The 23,287-nt window shown below is 62.8% G+C and carries 21 protein-coding genes; 17 read left to right on the forward strand and 4 right to left on the reverse strand.

Annotated features, from left to right (window positions below; translation table 11 throughout):
- The 11 genes from K5E37_RS24680 to madM all read left to right on the forward strand — a co-directional run.
- Positions 1 to 4,299 (forward strand): Hpt domain-containing protein (locus tag K5E37_RS24680; RefSeq protein ID WP_221535390.1); only part of this gene is annotated, 4,299 nt, incomplete at its 5' end.
- A complete protein-coding gene (locus K5E37_RS24685; RefSeq protein WP_127800388.1) occupies positions 4,292 to 4,762 on the forward strand; it encodes a chemotaxis protein CheW in 471 nt (156 codons plus the stop codon). The genes K5E37_RS24680 and K5E37_RS24685, both read left to right, overlap by 8 nt.
- A gap of 99 nt (positions 4,763 to 4,861) precedes the next feature.
- Positions 4,862 to 6,532 carry a malonate decarboxylase subunit alpha gene (gene mdcA / locus K5E37_RS24690; RefSeq protein WP_221535391.1) on the forward strand — a complete coding sequence of 557 codons (1,671 nt, stop codon included), beginning with the start codon at positions 4,862 to 4,864 and terminating at the stop codon, positions 6,530 to 6,532.
- Positions 6,532 to 7,404 (forward strand): triphosphoribosyl-dephospho-CoA synthase, encoded by an 873-nt coding sequence (locus tag K5E37_RS24695; protein WP_221535392.1) that lies wholly within the window; start codon positions 6,532 to 6,534, stop codon positions 7,402 to 7,404. The genes mdcA and K5E37_RS24695 overlap by 1 nt, the downstream gene beginning before the upstream one ends.
- Positions 7,404 to 7,703: a malonate decarboxylase subunit delta gene (locus K5E37_RS24700; RefSeq protein ID WP_003229075.1), complete on the forward strand. Its 300-nt coding sequence runs from the start codon at positions 7,404 to 7,406 to the stop codon at positions 7,701 to 7,703. Before K5E37_RS24695 ends, K5E37_RS24700 begins: the two co-directional genes overlap by 1 nt.
- Positions 7,696 to 8,547 (forward strand): biotin-independent malonate decarboxylase subunit beta, encoded by an 852-nt coding sequence (locus K5E37_RS24705; protein ID WP_085608868.1) that lies wholly within the window; start codon positions 7,696 to 7,698, stop codon positions 8,545 to 8,547. The genes K5E37_RS24700 and K5E37_RS24705 overlap by 8 nt, the downstream gene beginning before the upstream one ends.
- Complete coding sequence (gene mdcE / locus K5E37_RS24710; RefSeq protein ID WP_221535393.1) at positions 8,544 to 9,329, forward strand: biotin-independent malonate decarboxylase subunit gamma; 786 nt, start codon at positions 8,544 to 8,546, stop codon at positions 9,327 to 9,329. Before K5E37_RS24705 ends, mdcE begins: the two co-directional genes overlap by 4 nt.
- The gene (locus K5E37_RS24715; RefSeq protein ID WP_221535394.1) at positions 9,323 to 9,943 is read left to right on the forward strand and encodes a malonate decarboxylase holo-ACP synthase; all 621 of its coding nucleotides are present in this window, start codon (positions 9,323 to 9,325) and stop codon (positions 9,941 to 9,943) included. Before mdcE ends, K5E37_RS24715 begins: the two co-directional genes overlap by 7 nt.
- Positions 9,940 to 10,860 (forward strand): malonate decarboxylase subunit epsilon, encoded by a 921-nt coding sequence (mdcH, locus tag K5E37_RS24720; RefSeq protein ID WP_221535395.1) that lies wholly within the window; start codon positions 9,940 to 9,942, stop codon positions 10,858 to 10,860. Before K5E37_RS24715 ends, mdcH begins: the two co-directional genes overlap by 4 nt.
- A 64-nt stretch (positions 10,861 to 10,924) precedes the next feature.
- On the forward strand, positions 10,925 to 11,341 hold the full coding sequence (gene madL, locus K5E37_RS24725; RefSeq protein WP_221535396.1) for a malonate transporter subunit MadL: 417 nt from the start codon (positions 10,925 to 10,927) through the stop codon (positions 11,339 to 11,341).
- A 1-nt stretch (position 11,342) separates the two neighbouring features.
- The gene (madM, locus tag K5E37_RS24730) at positions 11,343 to 12,107 is read left to right on the forward strand and encodes a malonate transporter subunit MadM (RefSeq protein WP_007953314.1); all 765 of its coding nucleotides are present in this window, start codon (positions 11,343 to 11,345) and stop codon (positions 12,105 to 12,107) included.
- Positions 12,108 to 12,148: 41 nt separating this feature from the next.
- Here madM and K5E37_RS24735 read toward each other — a convergent pair whose 3' ends face one another.
- Positions 12,149 to 13,066 (reverse strand): LysR substrate-binding domain-containing protein, encoded by a 918-nt coding sequence (locus K5E37_RS24735; protein ID WP_074690186.1) that lies wholly within the window; start codon positions 13,064 to 13,066, stop codon positions 12,149 to 12,151.
- Between the two features lie 141 nt (positions 13,067 to 13,207).
- On the opposite strand from K5E37_RS24735, the gene trhA reads away from it, so the two are divergent.
- Positions 13,208 to 13,825, forward strand: coding sequence for a PAQR family membrane homeostasis protein TrhA (trhA, locus tag K5E37_RS24740; RefSeq protein WP_011336351.1), 618 nt, complete (start codon positions 13,208 to 13,210; stop codon positions 13,823 to 13,825).
- Here trhA and K5E37_RS24745 read toward each other — a convergent pair.
- On the reverse strand, positions 13,822 to 14,733 hold the full coding sequence (locus K5E37_RS24745) for a LysR family transcriptional regulator (RefSeq protein WP_221535397.1): 912 nt from the start codon (positions 14,731 to 14,733) through the stop codon (positions 13,822 to 13,824). The two genes, trhA and K5E37_RS24745, sit on opposite strands and share 4 nt — an antisense overlap.
- A 108-nt stretch (positions 14,734 to 14,841) precedes the next feature.
- Between K5E37_RS24745 and K5E37_RS24750 the strand changes: the two genes are divergently transcribed.
- Both K5E37_RS24750 and K5E37_RS24755 read left to right on the forward strand, forming a co-directional pair.
- Entirely contained in the window at positions 14,842 to 16,083 is a 1,242-nt protein-coding gene (locus K5E37_RS24750; protein WP_221535398.1) for a D-amino acid dehydrogenase, read from the forward strand.
- A gap of 41 nt (positions 16,084 to 16,124) precedes the next feature.
- Entirely contained in the window at positions 16,125 to 17,027 is a 903-nt protein-coding gene (locus K5E37_RS24755) for a transporter substrate-binding domain-containing protein (RefSeq protein WP_221535399.1), read from the forward strand.
- A 4-nt stretch (positions 17,028 to 17,031) separates the two neighbouring features.
- On the opposite strand, the gene K5E37_RS24760 is transcribed toward K5E37_RS24755, so the two are convergent.
- Positions 17,032 to 17,751 (reverse strand): 16S rRNA (uracil(1498)-N(3))-methyltransferase, encoded by a 720-nt coding sequence (locus K5E37_RS24760; RefSeq protein ID WP_085608875.1) that lies wholly within the window; start codon positions 17,749 to 17,751, stop codon positions 17,032 to 17,034.
- Between the two features lie 151 nt (positions 17,752 to 17,902).
- Complete coding sequence (locus K5E37_RS24765) at positions 17,903 to 19,309, reverse strand: adenosylmethionine--8-amino-7-oxononanoate transaminase (protein WP_221535400.1); 1,407 nt, start codon at positions 19,307 to 19,309, stop codon at positions 17,903 to 17,905.
- A gap of 223 nt (positions 19,310 to 19,532) precedes the next feature.
- On the opposite strand from K5E37_RS24765, the gene K5E37_RS24770 reads away from it, so the two are divergent.
- The 3 genes from K5E37_RS24770 (at position 19,533) to K5E37_RS24780 (ending at position 23,268) form a co-directional block, all read left to right on the forward strand.
- On the forward strand, positions 19,533 to 21,314 hold the full coding sequence (locus K5E37_RS24770) for a flavin monoamine oxidase family protein (protein ID WP_221535401.1): 1,782 nt from the start codon (positions 19,533 to 19,535) through the stop codon (positions 21,312 to 21,314).
- Positions 21,315 to 22,105: 791 nt separating this feature from the next.
- Positions 22,106 to 22,657, forward strand: a complete 552-nt coding sequence (locus tag K5E37_RS24775; RefSeq protein ID WP_007959675.1) for a cytochrome b — start codon at positions 22,106 to 22,108, stop codon at positions 22,655 to 22,657.
- Between the two features lie 32 nt (positions 22,658 to 22,689).
- Positions 22,690 to 23,268, forward strand: coding sequence for a YceI family protein (locus tag K5E37_RS24780; RefSeq protein WP_260404478.1), 579 nt, complete (start codon positions 22,690 to 22,692; stop codon positions 23,266 to 23,268).
- The last annotated feature ends 19 nt before the right edge of the window (positions 23,269 to 23,287 follow it).

A 23,287-nucleotide genomic window follows, 5' to 3' on the forward strand; every position in this document is an offset into this window, starting at 1 on the left:
CCGAGCGAGCATTTGCTGGATATCGCGCAGAAAAGCCTCGCCAGTCTCGGTTTCTTTCCTGACGAACAGCCCGGCGAGCCGCATGTCCCGGTGCTCGATGATGTTCTCAGCCCCAGCGAAGCGCTGGTGATGCAGGATTTGCAGGAGCTGGACGACCCGCAGATCGTGCAGTCGTTGGCCGAAGTGCTGGCCAGTCCGGTGTCGGCGGTCAACCCGCCGGCACTGACCACGCCGGGCAGCCTGCTGCCGCCACCGGCCGATGAAGAACCGGTGGACGACGAGCTGCGCGAAGTGTTCCTCGAAGAGACCGGGGAAGTGCTCGAAGTACTGAGCGAATACCTGCCGCGCTGGTCTGCCGCGCCCGATGACCGCGCCGCCTTGAGTGAACTGCGCCGCGCCTTCCACACCCTCAAGGGCAGTGGCCGGATGGTGCGCGCGCTGGTCCTCGGCGAGCTGGCCTGGGCGGTGGAAAACCTGCTCAACCGCGTTCTGGAACACAGCGTCGAACCCGGCCCGGCGGTGCGCCAGTTGCTGGCCGACACACTGTTGCTGTTGCCGGATCTGATCGCCGAATTCGCCACCAACGGCCAGCGCCAACGCCACGATGTCGATCAGTTGGCGGCTCGCGCCCATGCGCTGGCCAAGGGCGACACGCCGCTGCCGGCCGAAGACGTGGAAGACGTCGCGGCTCTCGATCCGCTGTTGCTGGAGATTTTCCGCAACGAAGCCGAGACCCACCTCGCCAGCCTCAACCGTTTTCTCGATCAGGTCGCCGAGCATGTGCCATTGCAGGCCAGCGACGAGTTGCAGCGCGCGCTGCACACCCTCAAGGGCAGCGCCTCGATGGCGGGGGTTTCGCCGATTGCCGAACTGGCGGCGCCGCTCGACAAACTGGCCCGGGAATTCAAGGCCCATCAACTGGCGCTGGACCTCGACGAAGTGGAACTGCTGCTGGAGGCCGAGGGCCTGTTCCGCGTCGGTCTGCGTCAGCTCAAACACGATCCGCTGGCGCCGATTGTCGGCGCGCAGTCGCTGATCAAACGTACCGAAACCCTGCTCGGCGAACGCCTGGAATCGATCCTCAATGCCCCGAGCAGTGCGGTGCGGGTCAAGCGCGATCCGCAACTGATCAACAACTTCCTGGCCCAGGGCATGGACATCCTGCTCGACGCCGAAAACCTCCTGCAGCGCTGGCAGCAGCACCCCGGTGAACGTCAGGAACTCAGCGCGCTGCTGGATGAACTGACCACGCTGGGCGAAGGCGCACACCTGGCGGATCTGCTGCCGGTGGATGTGCTGTGCGAAGCCTTGCTCGACCTGTACGGCGCGGTTGAAGAAAGCAGCCTGGCGGTCAGCGAGCGGTTTTTCCATGAGGCGCAGCAGGCCCACGAAGCGCTGATCAACATGCTCGACGAACTGGCCGCCGGCCAGGAAATCACCCCGCAACCGCAACGCATCCGCGCCTTGCACGAACTGCTCGACGAGAGCCTCGATCCGTCGGCCATGGGCCTGATCCGCAGCGACGGCAGCCGCACCCTGAGCATCCGCGAACTGGGCAGCGCCACCGCCGAACTGCAACAACACAGCGTCGACAGCGGGCCGGACGACGAGATCGTCGAGATCTTCCTCGAAGAGGCGGTGGACATTCTCGACAGCGCCGGCCAAGCCTTGCAGCGCTGGCTGAAGGATCCGGAAAACGGCGCACCGCTGTCGTCGCTGCAACGGGATTTGCACACGCTCAAGGGCGGTGCGCGAATGGCCGAAGTGGCGGCGGTCGGCGATCTGGCCCATGAGTTGGAAGGCCTTTACGAAGGGCTGGTGGATCGTCGTTACAGCCACAGCGAAGCCCTCGACCGATTGCTGCGTCAAAGCCACGAGCGTCTGGCACAGTTCCTCGAACAGTTGCACCGGCACCAGCCGCTGGATCCGGCGCAGGATCTGATCGAGGCGATCCGCCGTTTCCGTCAGGGCTCGGCCGCCAACCCTGAAACGCCACCAACCAGCGTCACGCAGGACGGCCCCGGACACGATCCGGAGCTGCTGGAAATCTTCCTCGAAGAAGGTTTCGACATCATTGAAAACTCCGGCGCCGCGCTGCTGCGCTGGCAGGCCGAGCCCGGCAATCGCCAGGAAGTGGAAACCCTGCTGCGCGACCTGCACACCCTCAAGGGCGGCGCGCGGATGGTGGAAATTGGCCCGATCGGCGACCTCGCCCACGAGCTGGAATACCTTTACGAAAGCCTGTCCGCCGGCACCCTGCAAGGCAGCGCCGAACTGTTTGCGCTGTTGCAGCGCGGCCAGGACCGCTTGGCGCAGATGCTCGACGCGGTACGCGCCGGCCAGCCGTGCCCACCGGCAGACCGGTTGATCAGCGCGATCCAGAATTTCAGCCATCCGCTGGTCGTGCAGACCCCGGCGCCCGTGCCGTCGGTTGCGGTCAAGGTCGAGCCTGCTGCTCCGGCGCCCGAGGCCGGGGCGGACATGGTCAAGGTCTCCGCCGAGCTGCTGGATGAGCTGGTCAACCTCGCCGGCGAAACCTCGATTTTCCGTGGGCGCATCGAGCAGCAAGTCAGCGATGCGCAGACCGCCCTGCACGAGATGGAAACCACCATCGAGCGGATGCGCGACCAGTTGCGCCGGCTCGACACCGAAACCCAGGGGCGGATCCTCAGTCGTCAGCAAGTGGATGCCGAACGCCTCGGCTACGAAGATTTCGACCCGCTGGAAATGGACCGCCATTCGCAGTTGCAGCAGCTGTCACGGGCGCTGTTCGAGTCCGCTTCCGACTTGCTGGATCTGAAGGAAACCCTCGACCGGCGCACCCACGACGCCGAGAACCTGTTGCAGCAGCAGGGGCGGATCAACACCGAGTTGCAGGAAGGCCTGATGCGCACGCGCATGGTGCCGTTCGAACGCATGTTGCCGCGTTTGAAACGCATCGTCCGTCAGGTCGCCGAAGAGTTGGGCAAGGACGTCGCGTTCAGCGTCGGCAACGCCGAAGGCGAGATGGACCGCAACGTCCTCGAACGCATGGCCGCACCGCTGGAGCACATGCTGCGCAATGCCGTCGACCATGGTCTGGAGTCCGCCGAAGTCCGGCTGACGGCGGGCAAACCGGCACAAGGGCAGATCAGCCTCGACCTGTCCCGGGAGGGTGGCGACATCGTGTTCGACATCCGCGACGATGGCGCCGGCGTGCCGCTGGATGCCGTGCGACGCAAGGCGATCAAACGCGGCCTGCTGGCGCCGGACGCCGACATCAGCGACCGCGAAGTGTTGCAGTTCATCCTCCAGCCAGGTTTTTCCACCGCCGAGAAAATCACCCAGATTTCCGGGCGCGGTGTAGGCATGGACGTGGTGCACGAAGAAGTCCGGCAACTGGGCGGCACCATGAGCATCGACTCGGTGCCGGGGCAGGGCGTGCACTTTCGCATTCGCCTGCCGTTCACCGTGTCGGTCAACCGTGCGCTGATGGTGCAGTGTGGTGAAGATCAATACGCGATTCCGTTGAACACCATCGACGGCATCGTCCGCGTACTGCCGAATGAACTGGATGGACATTTCCGTCTCGACCCACCGAGTTATCAGTACGGCGGCCAGCGTTATGAACTGTGCTACCTCGGCGAGTTGTTGAAAACCGCGCCACGGCCAAAACTGTCCGGCCAGAGCCTGCCGGTGCCGGTCTTGCTGGTGCAGTGCAATGACCGGCACATCGCGGTGCAGGTCGACACGATGGCCGGCACCCGCGAAATCGTAGTCAAGAGCCTCGGCCCGCAGTTCGCATCGGTGCAGGGCGTGTCCGGGGCGACGATTCTCGGCGATGGCCGGGTGGTGCTGATTCTCGACCTGCTGGCGCCGATCCGCGCGATGCAGGCGCGGTTGCCGCAGCGTCCGGCCGGCCATGAAATCGAGAGCGAACCGCACAAGCCGTTGCTGGTGATGGTGGTCGACGACTCGGTGACGGTGCGCAAGGTTACCAGCCGTCTGCTCGAACGCCACGGCATGAACGTGCTGACCGCCAAGGACGGGGTCGATGCCATGCTGCTGCTGGAAGAACACATGCCGGACCTGATGCTGCTCGACATCGAAATGCCGCGCATGGACGGCTTCGAAGTGGCGACCCAGGTACGCCACGACGAACGCTTGCAACACCTGCCGATCATCATGATCACCTCGCGCACCGGCCAGAAACACCGCGACCGCGCGATGGCCATCGGCGTCAACGACTACCTCGGCAAGCCGTACCAGGAATCGGTGCTGCTCGAAAGCATCGCCCTGTGGAGCAAAAAACATGCATGAACGCCGGCACAACCAGCGCACGAGCCAACTCACCGGGCTGCTGCTGCCGCTGGCGGATCGCAACCTGATCCTGCCCAACGTCGCCGTCGCCGAGCTGATCGACTACCAGTCGAGCGCCTTCGATCTCGACACGCCGCCGTGGTATCTCGGTCGGGTGACCTGGCGTGAACGGCAGATTCCGCTGCTGAGTTTCGAGTCGGCGTGCGGCAACAAGATCGTCATTGGCGAACGGGCGCGGATCGTCATCCTCAATGCCCTCGGCGGGCGGCCGGAGTTGAAGTTCATCGCGCTGCTGGTGCAGGGGATTCCGCGCTCGTACAAGCTCGATAGTCAGTTGAGTTATGTCGACGTGCCGTTGTGTGCGCTGGAACAGGCGGCGGTGCAGGTGGGGGAGCAGGTGGCGAAGGTTCCGGATTTGTTGGCGCTGGAAACATTGTTGGTGGATGCGGGGCTTGTCCACTGATCGTTACGCTCACCGTAACGGTTCGCCACTGCGCTTGATTGATGCCCCTCGATCACACTCCTAAGGTAGCTCCACGACAGCGAACCCCGTGGAGTGAGCATGACAACAACCATTTCCCCTGACTCGCGCTGGACGCGGCGGCGTGACGAGAAGCAGCGGCGCCTCGACAAGGTGCGCGGGCTGGCCGACGGTGCGGTGTTGCCCACCGACAAAATCGTCGCGGCACTCGAAGCGCTGATCCATCCGGGCGACCGTGTGGTGCTGGAGGGCAACAACCAGAAGCAGGCGGATTTTCTTTCCCGTGCGCTGGCCAAGGCCGATCCTGAAAAGCTCCACGATCTGCACATGATCATGCCCAGCGTCGGTCGCTCCGAGCATCTGGACCTGTTCGAACGCGGCATCGCCCGCAAGCTCGATTTCTCCTTCGCCGGCACCCAGAGCCTGCGCATCAGCCAGTTGCTCGAAGACGGTCTGCTCGAAGTCGGCGCGATCCACACCTACATCGAACTCTACGCCCGACTGGTGGTGGATCTGATTCCCAACGTCGTGCTCTCGGCCGGGTTCATGGCCGACCGTGCCGGCAACATCTACACCGGCCCGAGCACCGAAGACACCCCGGCGCTGATCGAACCGGCCGCTTTCAGCGACGGCATCGTCATCGTCCAGGTTAACCAACTGGTGGACGACGTCAGCGAACTGCCTCGCGTTGACATCCCCGCATCGTGGGTGGATTTCGTGGTGGTCGCGGACAAGCCGTTCTACATCGAACCGCTGTTCACCCGCGACCCCCGCCACATCAAGCCTGTGCACGTGCTGATGGCGATGATGGCGATCCGCGGGATCTACGAAAAACACAACGTGCAGTCGCTGAACCACGGCATCGGTTTCAACACCGCGGCCATCGAACTGATCCTGCCGACCTACGGCGAATCCCTCGGCCTCAAGGGCAAGATCTGCCGCAACTGGACGCTCAACCCGCACCCGACGCTGATCCCGGCGATTGAAAGCGGCTGGGTCGAAAGCGTGCATTGCTTCGGCACCGAACTGGGCATGGAAAACTACATCGCCGCCCGTCCCGACGTGTTCTTCACCGGGCGTGACGGCTCGCTGCGTTCCAACCGGATGTTCTGCCAACTGGCCGGGCAATACGCCGTGGACCTGTTCATCGGCGCAACCCTGCAAGTCGATGGTGATGGTCATTCCTCCACCGTCACCCGTGGCCGTCTCGCCGGTTTCGGTGGCGCGCCGAACATGGGCCACGACCCGCGCGGCCGCCGTCACGGCACTCCGGCCTGGCTCGACATGCGCCTCGACGACTCGCAGCAACCGATGCTCGAACGCGGCAAGAAACTCGTGGTGCAAATGGTCGAAACGTTCCAGGAGGGCGGCAAACCGACCTTCGTCGAAACCCTAGACGCAGTGGAGGTGGCGAAGAAAAGCGGGATGCCGCTGGCGCCGATCATGATCTACGGCGACGACGTTACTCACCTGCTCACCGAAGAGGGCATCGCCTACCTGTACAAGGCGCGTTCGCTGGAAGAGCGTCAGGCGATGATCGCTGCAGTCGCCGGCGTCACCGCCATCGGCCTGCGCCACAACCCGAAAGACACCGAACGCATGCGCCGCGAAGGCCTGATCGCCTTGCCCGAAGACCTCGGCATCCGTCGCACCGACGCCACCCGCGAACTGCTCGCGGCGAAGAGCGTGGCCGATCTGGTCGAGTGGTCCGGCGGCCTCTACAACCCGCCCGCCAAGTTCAGGAGCTGGTAATGCACGCACTCAACCTGCAACCGAAAACCATCACCCTCGCGGAACGGCTGGCGGATCTGGCCGTGGACGCGCTGATCGACGAAGCCGACCTGTCACCAAAACCGGCGCTGGTGGACCGACGTGGCAACGGTGCGCACACCGATCTGCACCTGGGATTGATGCACGCTTCGGCACTGGCGTTGTGGCCGGCGTTCAAGGAAATGGCCGAAGCCGCGCTCGAATTCGGCGAGATCGGCTTGCCGCTGCGCGAAGCCATCGGCCGCATCGGAAGGGAAGGCGAGCAAGCGATGCTCGCCACCACCAACGGCGTGAACACCCATCGCGGGGCGATCTGGGCGCTGGGCCTGCTACTCACGGCTGCTGGGCTGGACACCAAATCCACCAGCGCTGGAGCCGTCACCCTGCGCGCTGCGCGTCTGGCATTGCTCGATGACCGTTATGCGCCGCGTCCGCTGAGCCACGGCGCCCAAGTCGCCCAACGCTACGGCGCTCGCGGTGCCCGGGAAGAAGCGCAACTCGGCTTCCCGTCCGTGGTGCAACGCGGCCTGCCGCAGCTCAAACGCAGCCGCGCCGCCGGCCATGGCGAACAGAACGCCCGGCTCGATGCCTTGCTCGCAATCATGACTGAGCTGACCGACACCTGCGTGCTGTACCGCGCCGGCGAACAGGGCCTGCACGCCATGCAGCACGGCGCCCAGGCAGTGCTCGACGCCGGTGGCAGCGCCAGCCTCACCGGTCGCCGCCGCCTGCACGAACTGGATCAACAACTCATCGCATTGAATGCCTCGCCCGGTGGCGCCGCCGACTTGCTCGCCGCCACTCTGCTGCTTGATCGAATCGAGCGCGACGGCATCCATCAGGGAGCGTTTTGATGGAAACCTTATCCTTTGAATTCCCCGCCGGGCAGCCGCCACGCGGTCGGGCGCTGGTCGGTTGTGTCGGTTCGGGCGATCTGGAAGTGCTGATCGAACCGGGCCTGGCCGGCAAGCTGACGATCAATGTGCAGACCTCGGTCAACGGCGCGCAGCAGCGCTGGCAGCATCTGTTTGCGCGGATGTTCGACGGCACCACGCCACCGGCGATGGCCATCGATATCCACGACTTCGGCGCGACCCCGGGCGTGGTGCGTCTGCGTCTGGAACAAGGCTTCGAGGAGATCGGCCATGACTGACGCCTCAGCGCTTCTACACAAACATTCGTTCGTCGAACTCGGCGCCCGGCAGCGGGCGAAAGCCTTGCTCGACGCCGGCACCTTCCGCGAACTGCTCGACCCGTTTCAACGCGTCATGTCGCCATGGCTCGAACGCCAGGGCGTGGTGCCGCAAGCCGATGACGGCGTGGTGATCGCCAAGGGCAATCTCGACGGTTTGCCGGTGGTGATCGCGGCCATCGAAGGTGCGTTTCAGGGCGGCAGTCTCGGTGAAGTCGGCGGCGCGAAAATCGCCGGCGCGCTGGAACTGGCCGCCGAGGACAACCGCAAAGGCATTCCGACCCGCGCCATCCTGCTGCTGGAAACCGGCGGTGTGCGCTTGCAGGAAGCCAACCTCGGGCTGGCGGCGATTGCCGACATCCACGCGGCGATTGTCGATTTGCAGCAGTACCAGCCGGTGGTCGGCGTGGTGGCCGGCAGCGTCGGCTGCTTTGGCGGGATGTCGATTGCCGCCGCGCTGTGCAGCTATTTGCTGGTGACCCAGGAGGCGCGCCTCGGCCTGAACGGCCCGCAGGTGATCGAGCAGGAAGCCGGGATCGAGGAATACGACTCCCGCGACCGGCCCTTCATCTGGAGCCTGACCGGCGGCGAGCAACGGTTTGCCAGTGGTCTGGTGGACCGTTATGTCGCCGATGACGTGGCGCAGATTCGCCAACAGGTCGGCGAGTTGCTGCAACAAGGCCTGCCAGCGCAACCGCGCAGTCAACGGGCCGAATGGTTCCTGCAACGCCTGACGAGCCTGGACACTGACAAGCAAATCGAGCCTTCGGTGGTTCGCGATCTGTATCAAGGAGAGCGCTCATGAGTGGTTATTCCGTGCGCGGTTTGAACTGGTTCAACGCCTTGAGCGCTGGGGCGAATGCCGTTCAGGGTTTGCCGGCATCGCTGAAGGTCGCTGACGGTGAGCTCGGGCGCTTTATCGCGGTGGTCGCCGATCCGCAAAACCGTTTCCCCCGCGCTCGCAACGGCGAAGTCGGTTTGCTCGAAGGCTGGGGTCTGGCCAAGGCGGTGGATGATGCGATCACCGCCGACCGAGACAAAACGCAAAAGCGCCCACTGATCGCCATCGTCGATGTGCCGAGCCAGGCCTACGGTCGCCGCGAAGAAGCCCTCGGCATTCATCAGGCTCTGGCCGGTGCGGCGGACGCTTATGCCCGCGCCCGTCTGGCCGGGCATCCGGTGATTGCGCTGCTGGTGGGCAAGGCCATGTCCGGGGCGTTTCTCGCTCACGGTTATCAGGCCAATCGCTTGATTGCCCTGCGTGATCCGGGGGTGATGGTGCATGCGATGGGTAAGGCGTCGGCGGCGCGGGTGACCTTGCGCAGCGTCGAAGAACTGGAAGCCCTGGCGTCCAGCGTGCCGCCGATGGCGTATGACATCGACAGCTATGCCAGCCTCGGGTTGCTCTGGGAAACCCTGTCGGTGCAGCAGATCGAGCAGCCGACGGCGGAGGATCTGGCGCGAGTAAGCGAATGCCTGAAGCAAGCCATCCGCGATATTTCGGCGACAGATTTGAGCAATCGTCTCGGCGCGAAAAATCGCGAAGCCTCCAGCCGCGTACGTGAATTGCTGAGGGCGCAGTGGTGAACAGCGTTCTCGCCCACGACCTGCTGTGGGGCATGACGCCGGCGCAGTTGCCGGCGGATGCGCCGCAGTGGGCGATTGATTCGCTGACTGCCGGGCAACCGGTGGTGGTGCGGCGGGCGTTGAGTGAAGTCGGGTTCGTGGCGGTGGGCGTGCGCGGTCGGTTGCGCGAGCAGCGTTTGGCGGCGTGCATGGCGATCGATTCGATTGCCTGCCGGGTAAGCCCGGAAGCGCTTTGTCAGGTCGAAAGCGAGCGTGATCTGCCGGTCATGCAGGCGCTGCGGCAACTGCGGCCGGTGCTCGATGATTGCGGCTGGATCTGGGGCGTCAGTGGCAGTGTCGGGTTTGAACTGGCGAGCGGGTTTGCGGCCATGCATGAGGCCAGCGATCTCGACCTGATCCTGCGTACACCGCAACTCATCACCCGTAATCAGGCACGTAAATTGGTCGCGGTTTTCGATCAGGCGATCTGCCGGGTCGATATGCAATTTCAGACGCCATTCGGTGCCGTCGCCCTGCGCGAATGGGCCGGAAATGCTTCGAGGGTGCTGTTGAAAAACGCCCGTGAAGCCTGTCTGGTGTCTGATCCGTGGAACCCGCAGGAGCAGGCAGCGTGAGCAGCCTGCTGGTGTTTCCCGGTCAGGGCGCGCAGCAGCCCGGCATGCTCCAGCGCTTGCCCCGGGAAACGCTGATCGAGGCCAGCGATAGCCTCGGTGAAGATGTCTTGCGGCTGGATTCCAGCGAAGCGTTGCGCAGCACCCGGGCGGTTCAGCTCTGTCTGCTGATCGCCGGGGTCGCAGCCTCGCGGCAGTTGTTGCAGGGCGGACTCACCGCAGATTACGTCGCCGGTCTGTCCATCGGTGCCTACCCGGCAGCGGTGGTCGCCGGAGCGTTGCGCTTCAGCGATGCGTTGCATCTGGTCAGCCTGCGCGGTGAGTTGATGCAGCAGGCTTATCCACAGGGCTTCGGCATGACCGCGATCATCGGCCTGCAATTATCCACAGTCGAAACGCTGCTGGCGCAGGTGCACGGCGCAGAAACACCGGTGTACCTGGCCAACATCAACGCCGATAACCAGGCGGTTATTGCCGGCAGCGACAAGGCAATGCAAGCGGTCGCCGAGCTGGCGCGCAGTCGTGGCGCCGGGCTGGCGAAACGTCTGGCGGTCAGCGTGCCGTCGCACTGCCCGTTGCTGGATCAGCCTGCGCAAACCCTCGCCGAAGCGTTCCCCAGGGTAGAACTGAAAACACCGAAAATCGCTTACCTGAGCGGCAGTCGCGCAAGGCCTGTGACCCAGGTAGAAGCGCTGCGCGACGATCTCGCCTTCAACATGTGCCGCGTGGTGGACTGGCGCGGCACCGTGCAAAGCGCTTACGAGCGCGGCGTGCGACTACAGATCGAACTGCCGCCCGGTGCGGTGCTGACCGGGCTGGCGCGCCGGGTGTTCGAACAGGGCACCGTCACTGCCTTCGACAGTGCCCGGCTCGACACCTTGCAGGCGCTGTTGCGTGAAGAGGAGGGCCGACGACCCTAAATCTCCGACTCAGGCTTCGAACAACAAGAACAACATTCGACGATGCACTTTGAGGACTACAACAATGATTATTTACGGTGTGGCGCTGCTGGCGATCTGTACGCTGGCAGGGGTGATCATGGGTGACCTGCTTGGCGTGCTGCTGGGGGTCAAATCCAACGTCGGCGGGGTCGGCATCGCCATGATCCTGTTGATCTGCGCGCGGTTGTGGATGCAGAAACGCGGCGGCATGACCAAGGAATGCGAAATGGGCGTCGGCTTCTGGGGCGCCATGTACATTCCGGTGGTGGTGGCGATGGCCGCGCAACAGAACGTCGTCACCGCCCTGCACGGCGGCCCGGTGGCGGTGCTGGCTGCAATCGGTTCGGTGGTGGTCTGTGGCTGCACCATTGCCCTGATCAGCCGCACCCACAAGGGCGAGCCCTTGCCCGACGAGCCGACGGAAATCTCCCCGGTCGGCACGCCGGTAGGAGGTCGCTGACATGTGGGATCTCATTGAAAAAGGTCTGGAACACAATGGTCTGATCACCGCGTTCGCTTTCGTCGGCGTGATCATGTGGGTCTCGGTGATTCTCTCCAAACGCCTGACTTTCGGACGGATTCACGGCTCGGCGATTGCCATCGTCATCGGCCTGGTGCTGGCCTGGGTCGGCGGGACGATGACCGGCGGGCAGAAGGGCCTGGCGGATCTGACGCTGTTCTCCGGCATCGGCCTGATGGGCGGCGCGATGCTGCGGGATTTCGCCATCGTTGCCACGGCGTTTGAAGTGCAGGCGACCGAGGCGAAGAAAGCCGGGATGATCGGGGTAATTGCGCTGCTGCTGGGCACGATCCTGCCGTTCATTGTCGGCGCGTGCATGGCTTATGCGTTCGGTTATCGCGATGCCGTGAGCATGACCACCATCGGCGCGGGTGCGGTGACTTACATCGTCGGCCCGGTGACCGGTGCGGCGATTGGTGCGACTTCGGATGTGATGGCGCTGTCGATTGCCACCGGGTTGATCAAGGCGATTCTGGTGATGGTCGGCACGCCGGTGGCGGCGCGCTGGATGGGCCTGGATAACCCGCGTTCGGCGATGGTGTTTGGCGGGCTGGCCGGGACGGTGAGTGGCGTGACGGCGGGGCTGGCGGCGACGGATCGGCGGTTGGTGCCTTATGGCGCTTTGACCGCGACCTTCCACACCGGGCTTGGGTGCTTGCTGGGTCCATCGCTGCTGTTCTTCATTGTTCGCGGGATTGTGGGCTAACAGATCGTTGATCGTTCCCACGCAGAGCGTGGGAACGATCGTTAGGTGGTCTGGCGATTGGCATACATCCGGCACTCCGCCAGCAATGCCAGCAAATTCGGATCCCGCTCTTTTGCCTTCAAAAACACCACCCCGATGTGCTGCTGCAACCGGTACTTCTCCTGCAACGGAATCAGCTTCACCCGGTTCTCGTACACCGCCGCAATCCTCCCCGGCAGCAACGCATAACCGACCCCGGAGCTGACCATGCTCAGCAGGGTGAAGATGTCGTTGACCTGCATCGCCACCTTCGGCTCGAACCCCGCCTGCCTGAACACCCGGATACCATCCTGATGGGTGGCGAAGCCTTGGGTCAGGGTAATAAAGGTCTCATCGCGTACCTCTGCCAGATCCACTTCGCTGCGCTGGGCGAAGCGCGAATCGGCTGGCGTAGCGAGGAAGATGTCGTCGGAAAACAGCGGAATCTGCTCGCAGTCCGGGTCGTTGACGGTGTCGTCCAGCGACACCAGGATTGCATCGACTTCCATGTTTTTCAGCTTGTAGAGCAGGTCGATGTTCGAGCCGAGGATCAGGTCGATGTTGAGTTCGCTGCGGCGGATCTTCAAACCCATGATCAGCTGCGGCACGGTTTTCACTGTCAGCGAATACAGCGAGCCTAGCTTGAAGCGCTCGGCCGAGAACCCGGCAGCTTCGCGGGTCAGGCGCACGCTTTCGACCACGTCCTGAATCAGCTTCTGCGCCCGCTCTTCGAGCACGTAGGCGCTTTCCAGCGGTGTCAGGTTGCGCCCTTCATGCTTGAACAACGGGCAGCGCAGGGCACTTTCCAGCGAATGGATCGCGCGGTGCACGCTGACGTTGCTGGTCTGCAGCTCGGCGGCGGCGCGGGCGAGGTTGCCGGTGCGCATGAAGGCGAGGAACACCTCGAGTTTCTTCAGGGTCAATTCTTCGTCGATCAGCATGGCGCGGACTCTTCTTGGTATCGCTCGATTGTGCCCAAATATCAGGACAGGCGCCTGCCTGCGTTGAACGGAAACATTGCGCTTTTACGCTCAAGGCCCGAGCCTTGCGCGCTGCGGTAATGAAATCGAGGTGTGCGACACATGTATCACGGAGAAAAACTGAACGCCTGGACGCATCTGGTCGGGGCGGTAGCGGCGTTTGTCGGGGGCGTCTGGATGCTGGTGATTGCCAGCCTCGACGGCAGCCCGTGGAAGATCGTCAGTGTGGCGATTTACGCTTTCACCTTGCTGGTGCTCTACAGCGCATCCACCGTGTACCACAGCGTGCGCGGGCGCAAAAAAGCGATCATGAAGAAGGTCGATCACTTTTCGATCTACCTGCTGATCGCCGGCAGTTACACGCCATTCTGCCTGGTGACCCTGCGCGGGCCGTGGGGCTGGACGCTGTTCGGGATTGTCTGGGGGCTGGCGCTGATCGGCATCCTGCAAGAGATCAAGCCGCGCTCCGAGGCGCGGATCCTGTCGATCGTGATCTACGCGGTGATGGGCTGGATCGTGCTGGTGGCGGTCAAGCCGCTGATCGCTGCGCTGGGGACGGCGGGGTTTGCCTGGCTGGCGTCGGGAGGCGTGTTGTACACCGTGGGGATTATCTTTTTTGCCCTCGACCATCGCCTGCGGCATGCCCACGGGATCTGGCATCTGTTTGTGATCGCCGGGAGTTTGCTGCACTTTGTGGCGATTCTGTTTTACGTCCTTTAAGCGCCCATCAGGCGACCTAGTTGTTCGCCGGCGCGCTGACTGAAGATCTGCAGCAAATCATGCAGCGTATGCGGCGGTGGCTCGGTGGCGCGAGTCACCGCGTACAGCGTGATCGGCAGCGGCGGGGCGAGAGGGCGGATAGTGGTGGTGGCCGATGAGGCACCCAGCGCAGTGAACGGATCGATCACCGCGACACCAGCGCCAGACTCCACCATCGCCCGCGCCAGCGAATACGTCTGCACGGCAATCCGCACACGAGGCGGCGGCTCGACGGCTTCCAGATAACTGTCGAGCCGGGCAGCCAGTGGATCGGCGCTGGACAGCCCGATCAGCGGCGCTCCCGCCAACGCCATCAGCGGCAACGGCTGACCGGCGTCTTCCTCCGGCCAATAACCTTTTGGCGCTAGCGCCACCAATACCCCCGAGGCCAAAGCCTGGGCCTTTAGCCCCGGATGATCCGGCAACTGCAACGTCAGGGCCACGTCCACTTCGCGCATCAGCAGGTTCTGCATCAGCTCGCGGCTGTGGGCGCTCGACAGTTCGCAGGCGATGTCCGGGAACTGCGCCGTCCACTGCTGGATCGCCGGCGGCAGCAACGACAGCGCCAGCGCAGGGGTCGCGCCGATTCGCAGGCTGTGGCCGGGTTCGCGGCGCAAGCTCTGGGCCAGGCGGCGCACGCCTTGCAGGCTTTCGGTGACCTTGTCCACTTCGCGTTCCAGCTCCAGCGCTTCCGGGGTCGCCTGCAACTTGCCGCGCACCCGCAGAAACAATGGAAAGCCCAATTGCTGCTCGGCGTGCTGCAGCACCTTGGTCACCGCCGGTTGCGAGACGTGCAGCAACTGCGCAGCGGCGCTGACCGAACCGGTCTGGCGAATGGCCTGGAAAATCTCGATATGACGAAGGCGCATGACGATCCCATAACCTTTGTTTATAGGTTTGGCATCTTTATTCATTGTTCGGCGCCTGTCACCTCACCCTAACCTCGGCCTCGTCTTCAAGAACGATTAAGGACGGACATGGCTCAGCGTGTGTGCATCATCGGCGGCGGCGTGATCGGGCTGGCAACAGCCTGGGCGCTGGTGCGCGACGGTTTCGAAGTGACAGTGGTCGAGGCGCGGCAGTCGCTGGGCAGCGAAACCAGTTTCGCCAACGGCGGCCAGTTGTCCTACCGCTACGTTGCGCCGCTGGCCGATGCCGGCGTGCCGTTGCAGGCGATCGGCTGGATGCTGCGCGGCGACTCACCGCTCAAGTTGCGCCCGCGCCTGGACCCGGCGCAGTGGCGCTGGATGGCCTCGTTTCTCGCCGCGTGCCGCACCTCGGTCAACCGCGAAAACGCCGCGCACCTGTTGCGTCTGGCACTGTTCAGCCAGAGCACGCTGAAACGCTGGCGCGAGGACGACGGACTGGTCGGCTTCAACTGGCGGCGCAACGGCAAACTGGTGACCTTTCGCAACGCCGCCAGCTTCGAGCATGCACGCAAAGGCCTCGCCGATCCGCAGCAACAGCAGGTGTTGTCCGCCGCCGAATGTGCGCAACTGGAACCGGCACTGGCCGATGCGCCGTTTGTAGGCGCGATCTACACGCCGGATGAAGAAGTCGGCGACTGTCACGGTTTCTGCAAACAGTTGGCGGCGCGCTTGAAGGCGTCGGGCCGTTGCGAGTTTCGTCTCGGTCAGGCAGTCACCGGCATTCGCCACAGCCACGGCGCGGTTACGGCCATTGAGCTTGGCGAAGAAACCCTGCCGGTTGAACAACTGGTGATCGCCGCCGGCCATCGCAGCCCGTTGCTGGCGCTGCCCGGCCTGCGCCTGCCGCTGTATCCGCTGAAGGGCTACAGCCTGACCGTGCCGATCGGCAAAGAGCATCGGGCGCCGGACGTGAGCATCACCGACTACGACCGCAAGATCGTCTACGCGCGCATCGGCGAACAACTGCGCGTGGCGGCAATGGTCGACATCGTCGGTTTCGACCCGGCGGTGGATCCCGAGCGACTGGCGCTGATCAAGCGCCAGGCCCGAGACACCTTTCCCGACGCCGGCAACTACGATGCGGCCGTCGAATGGGCCGGCATGCGCCCGGCCACGCCCACCGGCGTTCCACTGCTGGGCGCCACGGCGTATCGCAATCTGTGGCTCAACCTCGGCCATGGTGCGCTCGGTTTCACCCTGGCCTGCGGCAGCGGGCAGTTGCTCAGCGAACTGATCGGCGAGCAGCGCACATCCATTGATCTGCACGGGTTCAATCCCCGTGCGGCGTGACGGTTTCTGCTAAAACACCCCACCCACAACGGAGAATAACAATGCAAAAAATCACGTTGCTCGGCTGCACATTGGCGCTGGTATTCGGCGCTCAGGCGCAGGCCAATGAAGTGCCGCTGACCGGTACGCTCGGCAAGATCGCCAGCGCCAACAGCATCACCCTGGGTTATCGCGATGCGTCGGTGCCGTTCTCGTATGTGGGCGATCACACGGGCCAGCCAATGGGGTATTCGGTGGAACTGGCGGACAAGATCGTCGAGCGCATCAAGCAGCAACTGGCGCTGCCGGAGTTGAAGGTGAAGTACAACCTGGTGACGTCGCAGACGCGAATTCCGCTGGTGCAGAACGGCACGGTCGACCTTGAATGCGGCTCTACCGGGGTGACGGCCGAACGGCAGAAGCAGGTCGCGTTCTCCTACGGTTTCATCTACGTCAAAGGGCAGTTGCTGACCGCCAAGGACAGCGGCATCCACAGCTTCGATGACCTGCGCGGCAAGAACGTGGTGACCACCGCCGGCACCACCAACGAGCGCTATCTGAAGAACTACAACCTCGACCATAAACTGAACATGTTCGTCATCAGCGCCAAGGATCACGGCGAGGCATTCCAGATGCTGCAATCAGGGCGTGCGGCGGCGTTTTACATGGACGATGCGCTGCTTTACGGCGAGCGGGCCAAGGCGCGCGATCCGCATAATTGGGTCGTGGTGGGAGAGGAGCAATCGCGGGAAATCTACAGCTGCATGGTGCGCAAGGATGATCCGCAGTTCCTCGCGCTGGTCAACGGTGTGTTGGCCGACCTGTACAGCTCGGGGGAGATCAACGGGATCTACCGCAGGTGGTTCGAACAACCGATCCCGCCGAAGGGACTGAACCTTGAGTTCCCGATGACCAGCGAACTCAAGGCAATCATCGCCAGACCGATCAGTGATCCGGTGCAGTGACGGGTTAGAAATCACCCCACAGTTGCTGCGCCACCGCCAGCGCCACAACCGGCGCGGTCTCGGTGCGCAGCACGCGCGGGCCGAGGCGGGCGGCGTGGAAGCCGCTGGCCTTGGCTTGCTCGACTTCGGCGTCTGACAGGCCGCCTTCAGGGCCGATCAGGAACGCCAGGGTCGATGGTTTGGCATGGCTGACCAGCGGCTCGGCGACCGGGTGCAGCACCAGTTTCAGTTCGGCTTCGGTCTGCTTCAGCCAGTCGGCCAGCAGCACCGGTGGATGAATCACCGGTACTCGCGAACGACCGCATTGCTCGCAAGCGCTGATCGCCACCTGTCGCCAGTGCAGCAGGCGTTTGTCGGCGCGTTCATCCTTGAGGCGGACTTCGCAGCGCTCGCTGAAGATCGGGGTGATTTCGGTCACGCCCAGTTCGGTGGCTTTCTGGATTGCCCAGTCCATCCGCTCGCCCCGGGACAGGCCCTGGCCGAGGTGGATTTGCAGCGGCGATTCGACCTGACCGGCGAACTGCTCGTCGATCTGCACCACCACGCGTTTCTTGCCGACTTCCACCAGCGATCCGCGAAACTCGTGGCCGGAACCGTCGAACATCTGCACCGCATCGCCCTCGGCCATGCGCAGCACGCGGCTGATGTAATGCGCCTGGGCTTCCGGCAGTTCGTGTTCGCCGGTGCTGAGCGGGGCGTCGATAAAGAAGCGGGACAGTCTCATGGTGGTTCTCTTTAAGTAGATCGTTCCCACGCTCTGCGTGGGAATGCCTCGTTGGACGCTCTGCGTCCGCTTTTGGGACGCGGAGCGTCCCGGGCTGCATTCCCACGCAGACGGTTCGACGCCTCGACGTGGGAACGAGTACGAGTCGTGCTTAGCCCGGATCACGGAACCCGGGATGGAAATCCTTCGACACTGCCACACTGACGCTGTCGCGAGTGGCGATGTCGATGCCTTCGCTGGCGACTTCGGCGAGGAAGTCGATCTGCTCCGGGGTGATCACGTACGGCGGCAGGAAATACACCACGCTGCCCAACGGGCGCAGCAACGCGCCACGTTCCAGCGCATGCTGGAACACTTTCAGGCCGCGACGTTCCTGCCACGGATAAGCCTCTTTCGTGGCTTTGTCCTTGACCATCTCGATCGCCAGCACCATGCCGGTCTGACGCACTTCCGAAACATTCGGATGATCCACCAGATGCGCCGTCGCCGACGCCATGCGCTGGGCCAGCGCCCGGTTGTTTTCGATCACGTTGTCCTGCTCGAAAATATCCAGGGTCGCCAATGCCGCCGCACATGCCAGCGGGTTGCCGGTGTAGCTGTGCGAATGCAGGAAGGCGCGCAGGGTCGGGTAATCGTCGTAGAACGCGCTGTACACCTCGTCGGTGGTCAGGCACGCGGCCAACGGCAGATAACCGCCGGTCAGGGCTTTCGACAGGCACAGGAAGTCCGGACGGATGCCGGCCTGTTCGCAGGCGAACATCGTCCCGGTGCGGCCGAAGCCGACGGCGATTTCGTCGTGAATCAGGTGCACGCCGTAACGGTCGCAGGCCTCGCGCAGCAGCTTGAGATAGACCGGGTGGTACATGCGCATGCCGCCGGCGCCCTGGATCAGCGGCTCGACGATCACGGCAGCGACGCTGTCGTGGTTCTCGGCCAGGGTCTGCTCCATCGCCGCGAACATATTGCGCGAGTGTTCTTCCCAGCTCATGCCCTGCGGGCGCAGGTAGCAATCCGGGCTCGGCACCTTGATGGTGTCCATCAGCAGGGCTTTATAGGTTTCGGTGAACAGCGGCACGTCACCGACCGACATCGCCGCCATGGTCTCGCCGTGGTAGCTGTTGGTCAGGGTGACGAAGCGCTTCTTGTTCGGCTGGCCGCGGTTGAGCCAGTAGTGAAAGCTCATTTTCAGCGCGACTTCGATGCAGGACGAACCGTTATCGGCGTAGAACACCCGGTTCAGGCCTTCCGGCGTCATCTTCACCAGACGCTCGGACAGCTCGATCACCGGCTGATGGCTGAAGCCGGCCAGAATCACGTGTTCCAGCTGATCGACCTGATCCTTGATGCGCTGGTTGATGCGAGGGTTGGCATGGCCGAACACGTTGACCCACCAGGAGCTGACCGCGTCCAGATAACGCTTGCCTTCGAAGTCTTCCAGCCAGACGCCTTCACCGCGCTTGATCGGGATCAGCGGCAGCTGTTCGTGGTCTTTCATCTGGGTGCAGGGATGCCACAGCACCGCGAGATCGCGTTGCATCCACTGGTTGTTCAGGCCCATGTTCAGTCTCCTCGAGGCGGCTCGCGTCAGGCGCGGGCAAACAATCGCGCAAGCCTATGCAATGCGTCGCGCCGGGACAACCCATTGTGTCGATTGAGCTACTTTGTATGGGCCGATAGACGTCGCTGGCGGCGTTTTGATGGCTGACGTATTCTTCGCGGTTCTTTGGGTCGTCTGACCCGCAAAACTGCATTTTCCTACGTGTTTTTCCGGAGTTCGCTGAATGTCTGTCGGTTGGCTGCGCGCCTGTGCGCTGGTGGTGTTGGGGCTGTTTAGCGTTACGGCGCTGGCCAAGGATAAAACCGCAATCGTGATCGGCGGCGGCCTGTCGGGCCTGACGGCGGCTTACGAACTGCAGAACAAGGGCTGGCAGGTGACGCTGCTCGAAGCCAAACCGAGCCTGGGCGGTCGCTCGGGCATGGCCACCAGCGAGTGGATCGGCAACGACAAGACTCAGCCGGTGCTGAACAAGTACGTATCGACCTTCAAGCTGAACACCACGCCAGCCCCTGAATTCGTACGGACCCCGGGTTACCTGATCGACGGCGAGTATTTCTCCGCCGCCGACCTGACCACCAAACAGCCCGCCACGGCCGAGGCGCTGAAGCGCTACGAGAAAACCCGTGACGATCTGGCGCGTTCGATCGACGATCCGCAGAACCCCGCCGCGACCAACACCCTGCACGCACTGGACCAGATCAACGTCTCGAGCTGGCTCGACAAGCAGAACCTGCCGGCCACCGCACGTCAGCTGATCAACCAGGACATCCGCACCCACTACGACGAGCCTTCGCGCCTGTCGCTGCTGTACTTTGCGCAGCAGAGCCGGGTGTATCGCGGCGTGTCCGACCGTGACCTGCGCGCTTCGCGTCTGGTCGGTGGCAGCCCGGTGCTGGCCCAGGCCTTCGTCAAACAGCTGAAAACCATCAAGACCGATTCGCCGGTGTCCGCCATCACCCAGGACAAGGATGGCGTGACCGTCAAGGTCGGCAGCGTGGGCTATTCGGCAGACTACGTCGTGCTGGCGGTGCCATTGCGCGCCCTCAACAAGATTCAGCTGACCCCGGCGCTGGACGCCCAGCACCTGGCTGCGATCAAGGGCACCAACTATGGCTGGCGCGACCAGATCATGCTGAAGTTCAAGACGCCTGTGTGGGAAAGCAAGGCGCGGATGTCCGGCGAGATCTACAGCAACACCGGCCTGGGCATGCTGTGGATCGAGCCAGCCCTGAAGGGCGGCGCGAACGTGGTGATCAACCTGTCCGGCGACAACGCCCGCGTCATGCAGGCCTTCGGCGACAAGCAGATGGTCGATCAGGTGCTGATTCGTCTGCACGCGTTTTATCCACAGGCCCGTGGCTCGTTCACCGGCTATGAAATCCGTCGCTACAGCACCGATCCATCGACCGGCGGTTCTTACCTCGCCTTCGGCCCTGGTCAGATCAGCAAATACTGGCGCCTGTGGGAGCGTCCGCTGCAACGCGTAGCGTTTGCCGGCGAACACACCGACACCTTGTACCCGGGCACTCTGGAAGGCGCGCTGCGCACCGGCCAGCGCGCGGCCAGTCAGGTTGAAGACCTGGCGGCGGGCAAATCCTTCGAACCGGCCAAAGTCGGCCCGGCAGCAGCCACCGCCGCAGCGGCAGGTGCAGCGGGCGCAGCCGTGGCGGCGAAGAAAGGCAACTTCTTCACCAACCTGTTCGGCGGTTCGGACGACGACAAGAAACCAGAGCCAGTGAAAGCGCCAGAGCCGGCACCTGCTCCAGCCGCTCCAGCGCCTGCACCGACCCCGGCCCCTGCGCCAGCCCCGGTGGAAGCACCGAAGCCAGCGACTCCGGTAAAAGCCGAGCCAGCCAAGAAAGCGGCTGCCAAACCAGCAGCGAAGAAACCGGCGACCAAGACCGAAGCGAAAAAACCTGCAGCGAAACCTGCGGCGAAAAAAGCTGAACCGGCGAAGAAGCCAGCGGCCAAACCGGCGGCAACCACCGAGACGAAGGCTCAGTAACCTTCAGGCTTAAAAAAAACGCGGCTCAATGGCCGCGTTTTTTTATATCTGAATCTTTGGCCGGTTTTTGAAGGACACCACAGTCCTACATACATCGTCGATCTATCGGATGCTTCCCACAGAAATACAGGAAAGAGGCGATTGAGGGCGCTTCAGCTTGATTCTATGTTCTTCAATAAATTTGGAGGGCGATATGAAAGCAGTGGTTCTGATTGCTATGTTGGTAGCATTGTCCGGCTGTATGGATGGTCGGCTGGTACTTAAAGGCAATGATTCAGAGTTGGCCCATAAGTGTCGGATAGATCCATATAAGCCCGAATGTCTCGATCCACCACCGTTGTTCAAAAGTTCTTGAAGCCGGGTTTTCTTGCCACGGTTGGAGAAACCATTCAGGAAAACGTCCATTCATAAACTTCTATCCCGTCCGGCAGTTTTCTCAGCCATCTTGGTTTTGGCTTCGGGAGGCGGCCAGGGACGAAGCCGAAGCGCGCCCAGCGCACGCTTCCCGTGCGTTGGTTGTAAATCACCCGATTTCCATCGTTCTGTAATTTTTTCCTTGTCATTGCCCCTTCAGAGTAGACGGTCTTGCTCTGAGCGCGGCCCCTACGAGCTCAGAAAATTTCGCGCAACCTGCGCCTGACATCGCGACACAAAATCGTCTTTAATCTTTCCTTAACTCCCCTGTTCAAGACTCTTGATCGTATTTCTCGATATTTCAAAGCGAAATTTTCCGCTTTAATTCGATAGATAACTCGCTAGTCTTGGTTCGCAGTTCTCACAGGATTTGGGCAATGCAGCTACGTAACTCTTCTTCGCGCTACGGTTGGGTCAGCATCTTCATGCACTGGGGCGTGGCGCTGGTGGTCTTCGGGCTGTTCGCGCTGGGTCTGTGGATGGTGGGGCTGGATTACTACAGCACCTGGCGCAAAGACGCGCCGGATCTGCACAAGAGCATCGGTCTGGTGCTGCTGGGTGTGATGGTGTTGCGGGTGTTGTGGCGCTTTGTCAGCCCACCGCCACCAACGCTGCAAAGCTACAGCCGCATGACCCGCATCGGCGCCAAGTTCGGCCATGGGTTTCTGTACCTTGCGCTGTTCGCCGTGATGATTGCCGGTTACCTGATTTCCACCGCAGACGGTGTCGGGATCCCGGTGTTTGGCCTGTTTGAAGTTCCTGCACTGGTTTCCGGACTACCGGATCAGGCAGATACCGCCGGTGTGATTCATCTCTGGCTGGCATGGGCGCTGGTAATTTTTTCCGGCCTTCATGCGTTGGCAGCATTGAAGCACCACTTTATCGATCGTGATGCGACCCTGACACGAATGCTGGGACGCAAAGCCTGATGTTCAACCTCGACTCCAAAGGAAAACAAAGCATGTTGAAAAAGACTCTGGCCGCTCTGGCAATCGGCTCTGCCGTCCTGTCCGCCAACGTGATGGCCGCTGACTATGTGGTTGACAAAGAAGGCCAGCACGCCTTCGTCGACTTCAAGATCAGCCACCTGGGCTACAGCTTCATCACCGGTACCTTCAAGGACATCGATGGCAAGTTCAGCTTCGACGCTGCCAAGCCTGAAGACAGCAAGATCGAGTTCAACGTGAACACCGCCAGCGTGTTCACCAACCACGCCGAGCGCGACAAGCACATCGCCAGCGCTGACTTCCTCAACGCCAGCAAGTTTGCCAAGGCCACCTTCGTCTCCACCAGCGTCAAGTCCACCGGTGCCAACACCGCTGACGTGACCGGCGACCTGACCATCCTGGGCGTCACCAAGCCAGTGGTCGTGAAGGCGACCTTCCTGGGCGAAGGCAAGGATCCATGGGGCGGCTACCGTGCCGGCTTCGAAGGCACCACCACCATCAAGCGTTCCGATTTCGGCAAGCAGAAAGACCTGGGTCCGAAGTCCGACGCGGTCGAGCTGTACGTTTCGTTTGAAGGTGTGAAAGTGAAGTAATTTTCGCCGGCCACACAAA

This window comes from Pseudomonas sp. RIT778 (assembly GCF_019718735.1).
In the GTDB taxonomy this organism is placed as follows: Bacteria; Pseudomonadota; Gammaproteobacteria; order Pseudomonadales; family Pseudomonadaceae; genus Aquipseudomonas; species Aquipseudomonas aphyarum.